The 15,061-nt window shown below is 71.0% G+C and carries 13 protein-coding genes and 2 pseudogenes; 8 read left to right on the top strand and 7 right to left on the bottom strand.

From position 1 onward, the window contains the following. A pseudogene (locus NBZ83_RS20845) lies at positions 1-736 on the bottom strand (hypothetical protein); the annotation flags it as partial. 757 nt (positions 737-1,493) lie between these two features. On the opposite strand from NBZ83_RS20845, the gene NBZ83_RS20840 reads away from it, so the two are divergent. The 3 genes from NBZ83_RS20840 (at position 1,494) to nhaA (ending at position 6,633) form a co-directional block, all read left to right on the top strand. Then, the gene (locus NBZ83_RS20840) at positions 1,494-4,208 is read left to right on the top strand and encodes a bifunctional acetate--CoA ligase family protein/GNAT family N-acetyltransferase (protein WP_261575629.1); all 2,715 of its coding nucleotides are present in this window, start codon (positions 1,494-1,496) and stop codon (positions 4,206-4,208) included. A gap of 21 nt (positions 4,209-4,229) precedes the next feature. Beyond that, the gene (locus NBZ83_RS20835) at positions 4,230-5,096 is read left to right on the top strand and encodes a prephenate dehydratase (RefSeq protein ID WP_261567987.1); all 867 of its coding nucleotides are present in this window, start codon (positions 4,230-4,232) and stop codon (positions 5,094-5,096) included. 154 nt (positions 5,097-5,250) lie between these two features. Continuing rightward, on the top strand, positions 5,251-6,633 hold the full coding sequence (nhaA, locus tag NBZ83_RS20830; protein ID WP_261575627.1) for a Na+/H+ antiporter NhaA: 1,383 nt from the start codon (positions 5,251-5,253) through the stop codon (positions 6,631-6,633). On the opposite strand, the gene NBZ83_RS20825 is transcribed toward nhaA, so the two are convergent. After that, on the bottom strand, positions 6,592-7,233 hold the full coding sequence (locus NBZ83_RS20825; protein ID WP_261567985.1) for a DsbA family protein: 642 nt from the start codon (positions 7,231-7,233) through the stop codon (positions 6,592-6,594). The two genes, nhaA and NBZ83_RS20825, sit on opposite strands and share 42 nt — an antisense overlap. 131 nt (positions 7,234-7,364) lie before the next feature. Here NBZ83_RS20825 and NBZ83_RS34620 point away from each other — a divergent pair, with 131 nt between their 5' ends. The 4 genes from NBZ83_RS34620 to NBZ83_RS20805 all read left to right on the top strand — a co-directional run bounded on the left by NBZ83_RS34620 (position 7,365) and on the right by NBZ83_RS20805 (position 10,222). Beyond that, positions 7,365-7,556, top strand: coding sequence for a ribonucleotide reductase barrel domain-containing protein (locus NBZ83_RS34620; RefSeq protein ID WP_498041069.1), 192 nt, complete (start codon positions 7,365-7,367; stop codon positions 7,554-7,556). Between the two features lie 182 nt (positions 7,557-7,738). Then, positions 7,739-8,632 carry a LamB/YcsF family protein gene (locus tag NBZ83_RS20815; RefSeq protein WP_261567984.1) on the top strand — a complete coding sequence of 298 codons (894 nt, stop codon included), beginning with the start codon at positions 7,739-7,741 and terminating at the stop codon, positions 8,630-8,632. A gap of 10 nt (positions 8,633-8,642) precedes the next feature. Beyond that, positions 8,643-9,320 (top strand): 5-oxoprolinase subunit B family protein, encoded by a 678-nt coding sequence (locus NBZ83_RS20810; RefSeq protein ID WP_261567983.1) that lies wholly within the window; start codon positions 8,643-8,645, stop codon positions 9,318-9,320. Continuing rightward, positions 9,317-10,222: a 5-oxoprolinase subunit C family protein gene (locus tag NBZ83_RS20805; RefSeq protein WP_261567981.1), complete on the top strand. Its 906-nt coding sequence runs from the start codon at positions 9,317-9,319 to the stop codon at positions 10,220-10,222. Before NBZ83_RS20810 ends, NBZ83_RS20805 begins: the two co-directional genes overlap by 4 nt. 91 nt (positions 10,223-10,313) lie before the next feature. Here NBZ83_RS20805 and NBZ83_RS20800 read toward each other — a convergent pair whose 3' ends face one another. From NBZ83_RS20800 to NBZ83_RS20780, 5 genes are all read right to left on the bottom strand, one after another. Next, positions 10,314-10,937, bottom strand: coding sequence for an NUDIX hydrolase (locus NBZ83_RS20800; RefSeq protein WP_261567980.1), 624 nt, complete (start codon positions 10,935-10,937; stop codon positions 10,314-10,316). Between the two features lie 151 nt (positions 10,938-11,088). Beyond that, positions 11,089-11,820 (bottom strand): hypothetical protein, encoded by a 732-nt coding sequence (locus NBZ83_RS20795; protein ID WP_261567978.1) that lies wholly within the window; start codon positions 11,818-11,820, stop codon positions 11,089-11,091. 137 nt (positions 11,821-11,957) lie between these two features. Continuing rightward, positions 11,958-12,884: a polysaccharide deacetylase family protein gene (locus tag NBZ83_RS20790; protein WP_261567977.1), complete on the bottom strand. Its 927-nt coding sequence runs from the start codon at positions 12,882-12,884 to the stop codon at positions 11,958-11,960. Between the two features lie 345 nt (positions 12,885-13,229). After that, positions 13,230-14,006: a ferredoxin reductase gene (locus NBZ83_RS20785; RefSeq protein ID WP_261567975.1), complete on the bottom strand. Its 777-nt coding sequence runs from the start codon at positions 14,004-14,006 to the stop codon at positions 13,230-13,232. Between the two features lie 69 nt (positions 14,007-14,075). Beyond that, positions 14,076-14,675 (bottom strand): sulfite oxidase-like oxidoreductase, encoded by a 600-nt coding sequence (locus tag NBZ83_RS20780; protein WP_261575626.1) that lies wholly within the window; start codon positions 14,673-14,675, stop codon positions 14,076-14,078. 189 nt (positions 14,676-14,864) lie between these two features. On the opposite strand from NBZ83_RS20780, the pseudogene NBZ83_RS20775 reads away from it, so the two are divergent. Next, positions 14,865-15,061: pseudogene (locus NBZ83_RS20775) on the top strand (GntR family transcriptional regulator); the annotation flags it as partial.

Raw genomic sequence — 15,061 nt, 5'->3', positions numbered from 1 at the left:
CCCGCCCGCCGCCACCGCCCCCGGCGGAGCCCGGCTCCGGCGGGGCGCTGGCGCCTGCCAGGCCGGCTCCACGTGCGGGATGCAGCAGGTGCATCATCCGCGGCACCGGTACGCCGACCGACGGTAGCGCCGCCGCGTACGCGGCGAGCTGCAGCACCGCCCCCGGCCGGGCCTGCCGGGCGAGCTTGGCGTCGTAGGGCTCGTAGTGACCCGGCGCGGCGGCCCCGCTGTGCGCGCCGGTTCTCGGGTCGAGATGCGCCGCGATCAGGAAGTCCGGACGGCCCTGGAAGGAGCCGTCGAACAGCACGCCCTGGTAGACCACCGGGGTACCGGCGGCGAGCGCGCGACGCGTCCGCTCGCCGGCGTCGGCGAGAGCGTCGAGGGTCGCCGCCGGACGAGGGATCTCCACCACCCCGCCGGCGCCGAAACACCGCCGCAGGTGCGCCAGCAGACGCCTTTCGTGGGCCGCTCCATGCCGGACCGCGGTCGGGTCCGGGGCACTGATCCGCAGCCGTCCGGGCAGCCCTCCCGCCGCACCCTCGGGCACGGTCCGGGCGGTGGTGGCGCCGACGGTCGACGGAGCGTCCACGCCGGCCTCCACGCCGTCGGCATCCCCACCCACGACGGACAACAGGCCGGTGGCAAGCGCATGGGTGAGCCCGACGCGGTGCCCGCACTCGACGTCGTCCACGAGATCGCCCGCGGAGACGACCCAGTGGTCGTCGAACCTCTGCACGTCACCATCCTGTCCGGATCATCCGACCGGTCCGGTTGCACATTGTCCCGCGTCCCCGCACCGGGATTCGACCGGGTCCGGATCACCGGCGCGCCGGCGTGAACGCCGCCGGGTAACCGGCGTCATGCCGGTCGACGAGCTCGACGCGACCCGTCCGTTCGGGCCACCTCGATCAGGTGCACCGGGTCCACGCGGGTGGGTGGGAGAGAGAGCGAACGTTCATGTGACAATCGTCACATGAAGACGCCGATGCCACCCGCCCCGGAGGCGGGTCGCCACGCAGCGTATGGATCCGGTACAAAACCACGGAAACTTGAACAACGTCATTGAAAAGCTCGCTCTTACCGACCCGAATCTCCTGTAATGCCGTCGCCGGCGTGATCGTCCGCCTTGCGGGATCGAGCGGTCCCACCGCGCGGCTGCAGGCGCGCGCTCGAATGACGGATCTACCGGGTCGGTGAAAATCCGCCCCGACGCCCATTCAGTCGTCGGTGTAGCCGCCGTCACGATTTCCCTCGGCGTTCACGCCGCCCTGGACACGATCCGGACCCCGCCGTCACGAGCCGGTACTACGATGAAACGCAAAGAAGATCATATAGTGAGGTGGGTGGCCGCCGCCGGTCCTCGCGATCCGACCTGGCGAGGCGAGGTCCCCGCCGCGCGTGGCCAGACGACACCGCCTGGCGACACCACCCGGCGACACCGCCTGGCGACACCATCCGGCGACGGGGGACGTTGAGCCCCGGGAGGACGCACCATGCCAGCTTCCCGGCCGGATCGGTCGACACAGGTTTTCCCACCCGCCCGTGAGCCCGCGGCACCTGCGGATGTCGTGCTCGCCGACGGCGGCTCGGTCACGGTGCGGCCGCTGGGCCCCGCGGACACCGGCCGGCTGAGCGCCTTCCAGCTGCGCCTTCGCGCGGCGAATCCGCATGACCCGGATCTGGCCAGCGCCACGGCGGATCCTGCGCTGATCGCCGAGCGGGTCATCTCGCCCGACAGCCGGACATCCGCGGTGCTCGGTGCCCTCGCCGGCGACGAAGTCGTCGGGATCGTCGAGTACAGCAAGATCGGCGGCGGCGACGACGCGCGGTTCGGGATCCTGGTCGAGAGCGCGCATCAGGGGCGAGGACTCGGCACGCTGCTCATCGACACGCTCATCGACACCGCCGGGGCAGGCGGGGTGCGCCGGCTCGTCGCGGACGTGCCCGCGAGCAGCCGGCGGGTTCTGGAGGTTCTGCGTTCGGTCGGTTTCGACCTCACGCCCGCGGAGGGCAACCAGATCCGCGTGAACTACCCGGTGGAACCGGGGGACGACTCCCCGAGCGGCACCCGGGCGCGCCGGGGACGGGTCGGCGGCAGTCCGGACCATCCGGACGGATCCCGCAGCATCGACCGGCTGCTGCACCCCCGATCGGTCGCCGTGATCGGGGCGAGCCGCGAGCCCGCAACGGTCGGTCATGAGGTCTTCCGCCGGCTGCTCCGCAGCGGGTTCACCGGAGCGGTGTATCCCGTCAACGCCGCGGCCACCCATGTCGCCTCGGTCTACGCCTACCGGGATCTGCGTGAGGTGCCCGCCGAGATCGATCTGGCCGTCGTGGCGGTGCCCGCGCCGCTGGTGACCGACGTTCTGCGGGCCTGCGCGCAGAAGCGGGTCCGCGGTGTCATCGTCGTGTCGGCCGGCTTCGCGGACGGCGGGGACGAGGGCCGCGCCCTGCTGGCGGACGCCATCCGGATCGCCCGCGACGGCGGCATGCGCCTGATCGGCCCGAACGCGATGGGCGTCATCAACACCGCGCCGACCACCCGGCTGCATGCCACCTTCGCCGTCGGGGATCCTCCCCCGGGCCGAGTCGGAGTGTTCACCCAGTCCGGCGCGTTGGCCGGCACGTTCCTCACCGACGCGGCCCGGCGCGCCGTGGGACTGTCCACCTTCGTCTCGGCCGGAGACCGATCCGACGTCTCGACGAACGATCTCCTGGAGTACTGGCAGACCGATCCACGGACCGACGTGATCATGCTTCATCTGCAGAGCTTCGGCAATCCGAGGCGCTTCGCGCGGATCGCTCGCCAACTCGGTCGGCACAAGCCCGTCGTGGCGTTGAAAAGCGGCCAGGAGTCCGCGGACTCCGGCGTGGACGCGCTGTTCACCAGTGCCGGAGTGGTCCGCGCCGACACCCTGAACCAGCTCTTCGACGCCGTGCAGCTGCTGACCCATCAGCCGCTGCCCGCCGGGCGACGCGTCGGCATCGTGGGAACGAGCAGCGCGCTCGCGGCGCTCGCCACCGACGCCTGCCGTACCTACGGGCTCGAGGTCCCCCCGCTGTCCGAGCAGACCTGCTCGGGTCTCGCCGATCTCCTCGGCCACCGGTACTCCACCAACCCGGTCGATCTCGGCCCGCTGGCCGATCCCGAACGCTTCGACGCCGCGCTACGACTGGTCGCGACCTCGGGCGACGTCGACGCGATCATCGCGCTTGTCACCCCGCATGCCCAGGTCGACCGGCTCGGAGCCGCGGTGCGGGAGGTCGCGGCCGACAGCGGCCTGCCGGTGCTCGCCTCCTATCTCGGGCAGGACGGCATGCCCGCCGCGCTGGCGGTGGCGCACGCAGCCGGCTCCGCCGGCCGAGGTTCGGTGCCGTCCTACTCCTCACCGGAATCGGCGGCGCTGGCGCTGTCCCGCGCCGCCGACCACGCCGCCTGGCGCGCGCGGGATCACGGCCGGGTGCCGGCGCTGGATCACATCGATCTGGACGGCGCCCGAGCGGAGATCGCGCGCCATCCGAAGAACGGCACCTGGCTACCGGAACCGGCCGTGGCCACCTTGCTGGCCGGAGTGGGGTTGCGGACGTGGCCCAGTGCCCGCGTCAGCGACGAGCCACAGGCGCAGGCCGCGGCGGCGGCGCTCGGCTGGCCGGTAGCTCTCAAGATCGCCGACGAACGCTTCCGTAGCAGGCTCGACGTCGGAGCGGTCCAACTCGGTCTGGGTGACCCGGAGGAGCTCTCCGGTGCGTGGGAGGCGGTGCGCGCCGCCGTCGGTCCCGGCGACATGCTCGTGCAACCGATGGCTCCGGCCGGGGTGTCCACCGTCGTGGGGTTGCGCCAGGATCCGACCGTCGGCCCGCTGCTCTCGCTGCGACTCGGCGGCGCCGTCGCGGACCTGCTCGTCGATCCGCTGGCCCGCACCCTGCCGCTGACGGACCGCGACGCCGAGGAGCTGATCCACCAGATCCGTGGCAGCGTGCTGCTGGTCGGGGGGTCGGGCGCGCCCGCCGCCGACACCGAGGCGCTGGCCGATCTCCTGCACCGGGTCGCCCGGATCGCGGAGGAACTGCCGGCCATCGGCGAGATCCTGCTCGACCCGGTGCTCGTCGGCCGTCGTGGCGTGGTGCTGTTGCACGCGGGGATCCGCCTGCTACCGCCCGAGACCGAGTCACGCGCGCTCCTGCGAGCGTTTACCGCCACGACCTGACCGCCCGGTACGGTCATACTCATGGCCGCACGACAGAGGATCGCGTTCCAGGGTGAGCGGGGAGCCAACTCGCACATCGCCTGTCGGGATGTCTATCCGGACTACGACGCGGTCCCCCACCAGACCTTCGACGAGTGCTTCGCCGCGCTGGAGGACGCCGCGGTGGACCTCGCGATGATTCCGGTCGAGAACTCCACCGCCGGTCGGGTCGCCGACATCCACCACCTGCTACCCAGGCCGGCGGTGCACATCATCGGCGAGTACTTCCTTCCCGTCCGCCATCAGCTGCTCGGGATACCCGACGCGACCCTCGACGACGTGAAGACGGTGCACAGCCACCCGCAGGCACTCGCCCAGTGCCGCGAGGCACTGCGCAAGCTGGGGCTCGTCGCCGTCGCCGCCGCCGACACCGCAGGCGCCGCGCGGGAGATCAGCGAGGCGGGCGATCCCTCCCGGGCGGCGATCGCCTCCCGGCTCGCGGCCGAGTCGTACGGGCTCCAGATCCTGCGTGCGGATCTGGAGGACGAGGAGCACAACACGACGCGCTTCCTCATCCTCTCCGGCGAGAATCTGCGTGCCGCGGCCGGGATCGGGCCGATCGTGACCACGTTCGTCTTCAAGGTGCACAACCGTCCGGCCGCGCTGTACAAGGCACTCGGCGGATTCGCCACCAACGGCGTCAACATGACGAAGCTGGAAAGCTACATGGTCGGCGGAGAATTCGTGGCCACCCAGTTTCTCGCCGATATCGAGGGCAGCCCCGAGGACGCCACTGTCGCCCGCGCGTTCGAGGAACTTTCGTTCTACGCGGACCACCGCATTCTCGGCGTCTACCGGGCGAGCCGGTACCGGGAACGCGAACATATCGGCGCGCGCACCGGGCTCTGATCCGCATCGGCGGCCCGGCCGCGGGCGTGCGTCCGTGCTGGTACAGAGTGCCCAACGAGCCGAATCCGACGTCAGGAGGGCCAGTTGATCTCGCCGGTGCGCACGGCCCGCGTGGGGTGCTGATGGCCGGTCCACCCGGCACCGGATACCGCTGGTGACTGCGCCGCCCCGACCGGGCCCCGGGCTTCGGGTCCGGTTGCCGCAGGTCGCCCCGTCGATGCGGGAGTTCCTCGCGACCGAGGCCGGCGGCGCCGTTCTCCTCCTGCTCGCCGCGGTCGCCGCCCTCGTCTGGGCGAACTCGCCATGGTCGGGCGGCTACGACAGATTCTGGAGCACCACGGCGGAGCTTCGTCTCGGTGACGCCGGGTTCGACATGACGTTGCACCACTGGGTGAACGACGGCGCCATGGCGATCTTCTTCGCCGTCGTGGGTCTGGAGATCAGTCGCGAGTTCACCACGGGCGAGCTGCGCGACCGGCGCACGATCGCCGTGCCCGCTCTCGGCGCGGTCGGTGGGCTGACGTTACCGGCGGTGATCTATTTCGTCTGTAACCGATCCGGGCCGGAATCGAGCGGTTGGGGCATTCCGATGTCCACCGACACGGCGTTCGTCATCGGGATCCTCGCCCTGTTCGGCCCCCGGTGCCCGGACCGACTGCGGCTGTTCCTGCTCACCCTCGCGATCGTGGACGATATCGGGGCGATCACCGTGGTAGGAATCTTCTACACGGATCACGTGAATCCGGTCGCTCTCGCCATCGCGGGCGCGACGGTGCTGGTCATCCTCGCCCTGCGATGGCTGCGGGTGTGGCAGCTCCCCCCTTATATCCTCGCGTCGCTTGTGCTCTGGGGCGCGATCCACGTCTCCGGTGTGCATGCGACGCTGGCGGGAGTGCTCGTAGGTCTGCTGGTTCCCGCCGTCCCGCCCCGTCCGGACCAGCTCGAGGAGGTGCCGGTCTACGTCCGGGCCCTGCAGGAGGACTCGAACGCCACCCGGGTCGGCCTCACGGTGGCGGCGGCGAAGGCAACGGTGCCCGCAAACGACCGGTTGCAGCGCGTGCTGCACCCCATCAGCGCGTTCGTCGTCGTTCCCGTGTTCGGTCTGGCGAATGCGGGCGTTCACCTCGACAGCTCGGCGCTGCGCACGGCTTCGACATCATCGGTCACGCTCGGTGTGGCGGCGGCCCTGATCGTCGGCAATGCCTGCGGAATCACCACGGCCAGCCTGATCGCAATCCGGACGGGTCTTGGTCAACTGCCGGGGCGGGTGCGGTACGGACATCTGCTCGGCGCGGCCACCCTGGCGGGGATCGGCTTCACCATCTCGTTGTTCATCACGGAACTGGCCTTCACCGACGAGTCCCTACGAGACCAGGCCAAGATCGGCATCCTCGCCGGCTCGCTCGTGGCCGCCCTCGCCGGAACCGTCATCCTGCGAGTACTCGGCGAGCGGATGCCGCTGTGCTCGCCGCTGACCGATGAACCCGTGCCTCGCCTACCCCCGCGACCATGGCGCGCGCCGGTTCCGGCGAAGTGACAGACTCGCCGCCTTGCGCAGAGGAGCGATCTCCGTACGCCCCCGGTAGGGCTCACCGTTGATGAAGATCGTCGGCGTGCCGCGCACCCCCTGCTCGATCCCACGCGCATAGTCGGCCTCCACCGCATCCCCGAAGGGCTGCGCCGCGTCCCCGACGACCAGATCTCCGTCAAGGCCGAGTGAGGCCGCGTAGGCGTGCAGAAACTTATCGGCGAGCCGGACCTGGCGGGCGAAGAGAAGGTCGTGCATCTCCCAAAACCCGCCCTGCACGCCGGCGGCCTCCGCGGCCAGCGCGGCGGTGAGGGCGTAGGGATGGATATCGAAGACGGGGAAGTGCCGGAAGACGAGCCGAACCTGCCCGTCCGACGTCTCGGCGAACTCGTGCAGGACGGGTGCCGCGCGCGCGCAGTAGGGACATTGGAAGTCGGCGTACTCCACGACCACGATCGGAGCGTCCGCGGGCCCTCGGGAGTGCCGGAACGGGTCGATCGACACCGAGGCCGGTGCCGTACCGGCCGGTACGGCGCGCCCGACCCGGGCGGCGGGAGACCACGGCCGGCTGCGCCCGCCGGCTTCTCCGAGCGAACAGGCGTCCTCCATGGGTTCGATTATCGCCGCCCCATGACGAAAGGCGGTGCCAGGCCAGGAACCGGACACCGAAGTATGTGCCCCGGGTCACCTTCGCTCGTGGGTCCCTGCTCGGTGAACGGCACGGCTGGCGCAACCCCCTTGTGACCCTGATCGTGCCCACCGGGACGACGGGTCTTGCCATGGACCGCGCCACGATGAGCATCGATCCGACGGGCCATGTCCGGATGATGGCCGCCGTGCAACCATTCCTGTCCGGCGCGATCTCGAAAAAGGTCAATCTCCCGGCGTCGGCCACCGTCGACGATGTCGCCGCCTTCCTGTACGCCGGATGACGTAAAGGGCTGAAGGCACCGGCCGTTTACCGAGATTCCGCGAAGGTCGGTCAACCTGTTTCCGGTGTGACACTTCCCGTCGGCGAAGCCGGCCCTTCCGACGCCTATCTCAGCTCGCGAACGCCCGGAGCCCCCGCGCGGACGAGGTGAGCAGCGGGCCGGCATGGTGAACAATCGGGGGCATGGCCGACACGGGAGCTGCCCATCGACTCGGGGAAGGTGCACCGGAGCGCACGGCAGTCGCCGCCGACGTCCCGGACCCCACGGCGCCGGCCGTCGAGCGGCCGTCCGGCGGCCAGCCGGCCGCCGACTCCGGCGGGCAACCCCTGGATCTCAACGCCGACCTCGGTGAGGGCTTCGGAGTCTGGCAGCTCACCGACGACGAGGCGCTCCTCGGCCTGGTGACAAGCGCCAACGTGGCCTGCGGCTTTCACGCCGGGGATCCGGCGACCATGCGGCGGACCTGCGAGCACGCCGTCCGTCTCGGGGTACGCATCGGCGCTCAGGTCAGCTATCGGGACCTCGCCGGATTCGGCCGGCGACGCATCGACATGGATCCAGACGACCTGCGTGACGATGTCACCTACCAGCTCGGCGCGCTCGACGCCTTCGCCCGGGTCGCCGGCGATCGGGTGCGCTACGTCAAACCGCACGGGGCGCTCTACAACACGATCGTCGCCGACGCCGAACAGGCACAGGCGGTGGTCGAGGCGGTCCGCGGCTACGACGCGACGCTGCCGGTCCTCGGTCTACCGGGCTCGGTCTGGTTGCGCCAGGCCGCCGCCGCCGGCCTCACAACTGTCGGTGAGGCGTTCGCGGATCGCGCCTACACGCCCGAGGGCACGCTCGTCCCCCGCCGTCGCCCTGGTGCCGTGCTGGACGATCTGGATGCCGTGGTCGCCCGAGGCGTACGGATGGCCACGCAGGGAACTGTGCTCAGCGAACAGGGCACACCGGTGCGCATACTCGCCCGGTCCCTCTGCGTCCACGGCGACACCCCCGGGGCCATCGAGGTGGTCAGGCGGCTGCGCCATGCCCTGCATACCGCCGGTGTCGCGCTGTCGCCTTTCTGTTGAAAGGACCGTGATGCGCATCCTGCCCTGCGGGGGCGAAGCACTGCTCGTCGAGGTCGCGAACCTGCGAGAAGTCGAAGAACTCTATGGGCGGCTGCGGCGGGACACCCCGCCGGGCGTCACCGACCTGGTGCCGGCGGCGCGGACCATCCTCGTCGCGTTCGATCCGGCAGCCACCGGTCCGGCCCGGCTCCGGGCCCTGCTGCAGGAAGCCACCGCCGGCCTCGACGCCACCGCCGACTCCGACCCCACCGCCGACCCGGTCATCACCGCGGCGAAGGTCGCACCGCCGACCGTGATCATTCCCGTCCGTTACGACGGTCCCGACCTGGGTGACCTCGCGCGGCTCACCGGGCTCACCCCGGCGCAGATCATCCAACGGCACCTGCGTGGTCGACATCGGGTCGCGTTCTGCGGCTTCGCGCCGGGTTTCGCCTACATCTCCGGTCTGGATCCGAGCCTGCGTGTTCCCCGCCGGGACAGCCCCCGCACGCGGGTGCCGGCAGGCGCCATCGCGATCGCCGACGAGTTCACCGGCGTGTACCCCCGGGCATCGCCCGGGGGGTGGCATCTGATCGGCCGGACGGACCTGACCGTCTTCGACCTCACGCGCGATCCGCCGGCCCTGCTCATGCCGGGCACTGCGGTGCGCTTCATCGCGGCGGATGCCGCCGGGGCTGTGCCAGCATGACGGGACCGGGGGGACGCTCCGGTGAGATCACGATCGTGGCTCCCGGGCCGTTCGCCACGGTGCAGGATCTCGGCCGGCCCGGACTCGCACACCTTGGAATCACCCGGTCCGGCGCCGTCGACCGCCACAGCCTGCGCCTGGCGAACCGTCTGGTGGGCAACCTGCCCGGCGCGGCAGCCATCGAAGTCGCCTACGGGGGTCTGATCGTCCGGTTCGGCCACCCTGGAATGATCGCCGTCACCGGCGCGCCCTGCCCGCTCGAGCTCGCGGGCCACCAGATCGGGATGTACGCCCCGGTCGACGTGCAGGCGGGCACGCTGCTTCACGTCGGTGTGCCGGCCCAGGGCGTGCGCACGTATCTGGGCATCCGCGGCGGGGTGGACGTACCGGCCGTGCTCGGCTCCAGGTCCCGGGACACCCTCGCCGGCATCGGGCCCGAACCGCTGGTGGCAGGCGCGCGCCTCCCCCTCGGCCGGGAGATGTCCGATCCGCCGACGGTCGACCTCGCGCCGCAGGCCCGTTACGTCGACCAGCCGGAGCTGCGGGTGCTGGCCGGTCCGCGGGCGGACTGGTTCGGCGCAGCGGCCCTCGCGGACCTGTGCGCGAAGGTATACGAGGTCACGACCGACAGCGACCGGGTCGGCGTCCGGCTGCGCGGTCCCGCGATACCTCGGCGGATCACCACCGAGCTGCCCTCCGAGGCAGTTGTCGCCGGCGGGATTCAGATTCCCCCGAGTGGCCAGCCCGTGATCTTCCTTGCGGACCACCCGGTCACGGGCGGCTATCCCGTACTGGGTGTCGTCGCGGCCGCGGATCTTCCACTGGCCGCGCAGTGCCGACCCGGTCAGCGCCTTCGATTCCGCCCGGCTCGCGGGCTCGTGAACAGCCGGCCCGACGACTGACCCCTCGGACCAGCACCGCCTGCAGTGATCCCCAGCACCGCCTGAAGTGATCGACAGTCGCCCATGGACTCGACGACAGCGACGGGGCAGGTCAGCGCCAGGCGAAGACGGGCTGTTCGAACTCGGCGACCCGGGTGTGCCGGCCCCTGAGCACAAGCTCGGCGAACTGGTAGAGGATCGCGCCCGTCGGGGCGTGCAGGAGGCTGCCGAGCAACGGCAGCTGGATGACGGGCCGGTCCGATTCGGGAATCGTGAGGAAACGCGGCCGCACGTCCAGCTCGGCGAGTGGTACGACGTGAACCGAGGCGACCTCTCGAACCTCCGGGCTGGTGACCTGCAAGCGTGAACCCGCCCACAGCACCACCGGAGTCATCACGAAGCCGGATCGGGTCCCGTAGTCATCGAGGGTGCCGAGAACCTCCTCCGCCGGGAGCTCGACACCGACCTCTTCTGCCAGCTCGCGGCGTGCGGTTGCCGCGGCATCCTCGCCGTCGTCCGCCCGGCCGCCGGGCAGCGCCCACTGCCCCGCGTGCGTCCGCATGCGGGCAGCCCGGCGGGTGAGCAGGAAACTGGGCCGGCCCTGCGCGTCCTCGCCGAGTGCCACCGCGACCGCCGCACGGCGGCGCCCCTCTGTGGGCAGTTGATGTGGCTGAAAGCCGGCCACCGCCGCCGCCGCCCTGGCCCGCACTTCGGATATGTCGTCACGCGTCACCATGGCTTGATATCAGCACGATCGCCGACCTGGCGTCGACATGTCACATCTGTGCGGCGACACGGCGACACGGCGACACGGCGACACGGCGACACGGCGACACGGCGACGCTGAGCGCCGCCGCGAAGATGCTCCGTCCTGACTAGAGCCCTGACTAGGGCCGCGGGTCCTGACTGGTGTCGCGGCGCCGGTGGCGTCCGTAGGCACCCGTGCGTCCATCCGCCGGAAGATCCGATCCCGCCGAGTCGACCCCGGCCGGCCTTCCTACCCCGGGTGCGGGTGCCGAGGAGGGACGGTCGCTCGGATACACCTGCGGCTCGGACGCGGGCGGCGCCAGCGTCTCCTCCCGACCACCGCGCGATCGCAGTGCCGTGCGCTCCCGATGGCGGCGGGCCGCAGCGACGTCACGAACCCCGCGCACGCTCAGCCGGCCCCAGGCCGTCGAGCCCAGGAAAAGGATCACAGCGCCCAGACCGTAGTAGAAGCTGATCCACTCGAGAGCCTGCCGGGCGGATCCGCCGAGAGGTGTCCCGATCGACCCGAGGTGCCACGGTGCGGCGAGGGTCGGACCGATGATGAACCAGGCTCCGGCGCCGATCGCCAACCAGGCGCCGAGCGCGGCCGTTCCCCTGTTGGTACTTGCCAGCAGTAGCAGACCGCCGACGAACGCCGCGATCCCCGGCAGTACCTCCAGCCAGAACCGCGCGGACGTCCAGGTCCATGCACTGTTCGGGGTGAACGCGAAGTCGAAGTACGGGCCGACGAAGGGGATGAGTGCGCCCCAGATGCCCAGGAGCATCAGCAGCAGGCCGCTGACGGCGCCACGGCTGCGGGAAATGTGCCAGGCGCCCAGCCCGCGGGCGCCGTCGTTGACGACGTCAGCCATCGAATGCTCCCTCTCCTTGGCCTGAAAAAGAGAGTTCCCCGCAAGATGTCGACGAACCACCTGGTCAGAGCCCCGCGCCGGCGCTGGTCGACCGGCGGCCGCCACGATCAGAGCAGGTCAAAGAGGGCCAGAACGGGTCAGAGCGGAACGAAGGAGAGCCCCCGCGCCCGCAGCGCAGGCAGCACCTGTTGCAGGGCGGCCACGGTCTGCGCGCGGTTTCCGCCGCCGTCGTGGCACAGCAGGATGTCACCGGGACGGGCGCCACCCAGGGACTGCCGGATGGACTCGGTTCCCGGGCGCGCCCAGTCCCGGGGGTCCACATCCCAACCCAGGGACGTCATGCCCAGGCCCGAGGCGGCTGCAAGCACGGCCGGGGACCAGTCCCCACCCGGCGCACGGAACAGCCGGGGCGGCTCGACGCCCGCGTCCACGATCGCCGACTGCGCGTGGGTCATCTCGACCCGGATCTGGTCCGGTGTGCGGCGACTGAACGGCTGCGGGTGGGTCATCGTATGGTTACAAAGGGTATGCCCCTCTGCGACAATGCGGCGCACCAGCCCCGGGTTCGCCGCCGCCTGCGCGCCCACCACCGAGAACGTCGCGGCTACCTGGTTGGCGCGGAGGACCTCGAGTATCCGGGGAGTCCAGACCGGATGCGGACCATCGTCGATCGTCAGCGCGATGGCACTGGCCGGCGCATCCGGCCGCACCTCGTGGATCCGGTAGGCGGGAGCGGCGGGAGCGGCGGGAGCGGCGGGAGCCGGCACCGCCGCGGTACCGATCGTGGCGCTCGGGGCCTCTCCCGCCGGCCCCCGAACGGCGCCGCCGGACCGACTGCCCGCCGGCCGGGTCACAGAGTCGACGGCCCGCTGGCCGGCGCGGGACTCCTCGTTCGCCCGCGCCGGATCGAACGCGGTGAGCAGAATGATGCCCGCCGCACTCGAAGCGGACCAGGCGAACAACCGTCGACGGGAGACCGGTGGCCGCGGGCGGTCCGCGCCGGTCGGTTCACACCCCGCGGGTTCGCTGTCGGGCGACCTACGACCACGGTCACCACTACTCATCCGATGTCCCCACCCGCCACGATGTCCTCACCCGCCATGACGTCCTCACCCGGCACCCGGCATCGCCGCTCACGTCACCGCTCCCCCGTTCCGACCCGGTGGACCACGAAACCGCCCGGCGAAGGCCGCAACCGTGATCCGGAGTGGCCAACGCCGCCAACCGGCCGGCCCCGGCGAGGCCAGCGCGAATGCGGTAGACCATACGACGGGAAAGCATACCGAAAGCAAGACCGACCCCACAATCAGGTAGATCTCCGGCGAGATTCGCGAAAATAGTCGTACGACGACATGAATGTGCTTCTCGCGGTCCACATCCGCGCCGGTGCCGACCGCCGAAGTTCGGCCTCAGCGCCCGCCCGGGCCGAAGCGTTCGGTCCTGACCCGGGACGGGTCATGGCCGAGGGCGACGAGCATGTCCGCGACGGACTCGACAAAACCGTTCGGCCCGCAGACGTAGCACGTCGGCGCGAACTCGGCGGGCCACGCGACCGTGGACAGCTCGGCGCGACCGAGGCGACGCGGCGGGCTCGACCAGTCCGGCGGCGTCGCTCTGGTGTAGATCCGCGTGACGTCGAGGCCAGGATCGGCGCGGGAGCGCAGCCGCAGCTCCGCCGAGTAGTAACCGTCGCCCGGCGTGCGGACCGAGTAGGCCAGCCGAAACGGCGCCCGGCTCGCCGCGGCGGCGCGGGCGCGCACCATGGCCATCAGCGGCACGATGCCCGAGCCGCCGGCGACGAGGAGCACCGGCGCTCGGTCCTGCGGACGCCAGACGAACCAGCCGCCGATCGGGCCGCGGATCTCCACCGGGTCGCCGACGGCGAAAACCTGAGTCAGGTACGGCGAGACCTCGCCGTCCGCGACGCGCTGAACCGTGAGGACGACGCGAGCACCGTCGGCCGGGGCCGCGAGCGAGTAGCTACGGCGTGCGGTGTAGCCGTCCTCGGCGGTGAGACGTACGTCGACCCGTTGGCCGGCGAGATGACCCGGCCACTGCGGCACCTCGAGCACAAGAGTCCGCGCGCTCGGCGTCTCGTCGCGCACCTCGACCAGTCGGGCGACGTGCCAGGGCATCCGGCCGGCCGCCGTCGGCCGGGCCGCCGGCTCCCGCAGCGGCTCCGCCACGCCCTACTCCTGTCCTTCCGCCATCGCATCCAGCTAGCCATCCGGGTGGTAGCTAGCCATCCAGGTGGTTCAGTCGCCGCGGTACCTCTGCTCGAGCCAGGGGTCACCGCGCTCGTGGTATCCGCCGGCCTCCCAGAAGCCCGGCTCGTCCTCGGCCAGCAGGCGGATGCCGCGCACCCACTTGGCCGACTTCCAGAAATACAGGTGGGGCACGAGCAGGCGGGCCGGGCCGCCATGCTCGGGATCAAGATCGCTTCCGTCGAACCGGTGGACGACCCAGGCTCGCCCGTCCAGCAGGTCATCGACCGGCAGATTGGTGGTGTAGCCACCGTAGGAGTAGGCGAGGGCGAAGTCCGCGGAGGTCTCGACCTCGGCGAGCAACACATCCAGCGAGACGCCCTGCCACGCGGTGTCGAGCTTGGACCACTGGGTGACGCAGTGGATGTCGACGGTAGGTGTCTCGCTCGGCAGGGCCATGAACTCCTGCCAGCTCCAGCGATACCTGCGCCCGCCCTCATTTGTGATCACGAACTCCCACTGGTCGCGCGTCACCCGTGGAGTCGGTCCCGCGGAGAGGACCGGAAACCCTTTTTCCAGGTACTGACCTGGCGGAAGGTGGGGACGCGCCGACCGCCGGCGGCCGTGGAAGCCCGGCGAGACGATGCCCATAGCGACCAGACATACCACAGCCGGGCTCACGAGTCCGCACGGCGTATTCCTGCCGACCACCAGCACGACGGCCCGCCATCCGGCAATCCGGGCGAAAGGCGTCTGTTAACATAAACATCCCGCACAGTCCACCGATGTTTAACGATCATCGTTCGACAATCGACGCGCGCCTTTGCAGGAGGACCGCTCATGGCCCGGCCAGCCGCTCCAGCGGCATCCCGCCCAGGCACATCGCAGGCACCATCCGCACCGGCCGGCAGCCGGGCGTCGGCCGAGATACCGGTGGGCCGCCGGGTCCGCGTCCCCAAGACTGCCGAGCTCGTCGCCAGCCAACTGCGGCGGAGAATCATTCGCGGCGAGCTCACCGAGGGCGACGCCCTCCCGCC

Source organism: Frankia gtarii (genome assembly GCF_025403375.1).
Classification (GTDB): domain Bacteria; phylum Actinomycetota; class Actinomycetes; order Frankiales; family Frankiaceae; genus Frankia; species Frankia gtarii.
The sequence above is the reverse complement of the archived record's forward strand: the minus strand, read 5'-3'. Positions and strand labels throughout refer to the sequence as shown.

What these genes read in the sequence shown, in the direction of transcription:
- NBZ83_RS20840 (WP_261575629.1), top strand. Translation starts at nt 1,494, where the DNA reads ATGCCAGCTTCCCGGCCGGATCGGTCGACACAGGTTTTCCCACCCGCC.
- NBZ83_RS20835 (WP_261567987.1), top strand. Translation starts at nt 4,230, where the DNA reads ATGGCCGCACGACAGAGGATCGCGTTCCAGGGTGAGCGGGGAGCCAAC.
- NBZ83_RS20825 (WP_261567985.1), bottom strand. Translation starts at nt 7,233, where the DNA reads ATGGAGGACGCCTGTTCGCTCGGAGAAGCCGGCGGGCGCAGCCGGCCG.
- NBZ83_RS20815 (WP_261567984.1), top strand. Translation starts at nt 7,739, where the DNA reads ATGGCCGACACGGGAGCTGCCCATCGACTCGGGGAAGGTGCACCGGAG.
- NBZ83_RS20810 (WP_261567983.1), top strand. Translation starts at nt 8,643, where the DNA reads ATGCGCATCCTGCCCTGCGGGGGCGAAGCACTGCTCGTCGAGGTCGCG.
- NBZ83_RS20805 (WP_261567981.1), top strand. Translation starts at nt 9,317, where the DNA reads ATGACGGGACCGGGGGGACGCTCCGGTGAGATCACGATCGTGGCTCCC.
- NBZ83_RS20800 (WP_261567980.1), bottom strand. Translation starts at nt 10,937, where the DNA reads ATGGTGACGCGTGACGACATATCCGAAGTGCGGGCCAGGGCGGCGGCG.
- NBZ83_RS20795 (WP_261567978.1), bottom strand. Translation starts at nt 11,820, where the DNA reads ATGGCTGACGTCGTCAACGACGGCGCCCGCGGGCTGGGCGCCTGGCAC.
- NBZ83_RS20790 (WP_261567977.1), bottom strand. Translation starts at nt 12,884, where the DNA reads ATGAGTAGTGGTGACCGTGGTCGTAGGTCGCCCGACAGCGAACCCGCG.
- NBZ83_RS20780 (WP_261575626.1), bottom strand. Translation starts at nt 14,675, where the DNA reads ATGGGCATCGTCTCGCCGGGCTTCCACGGCCGCCGGCGGTCGGCGCGT.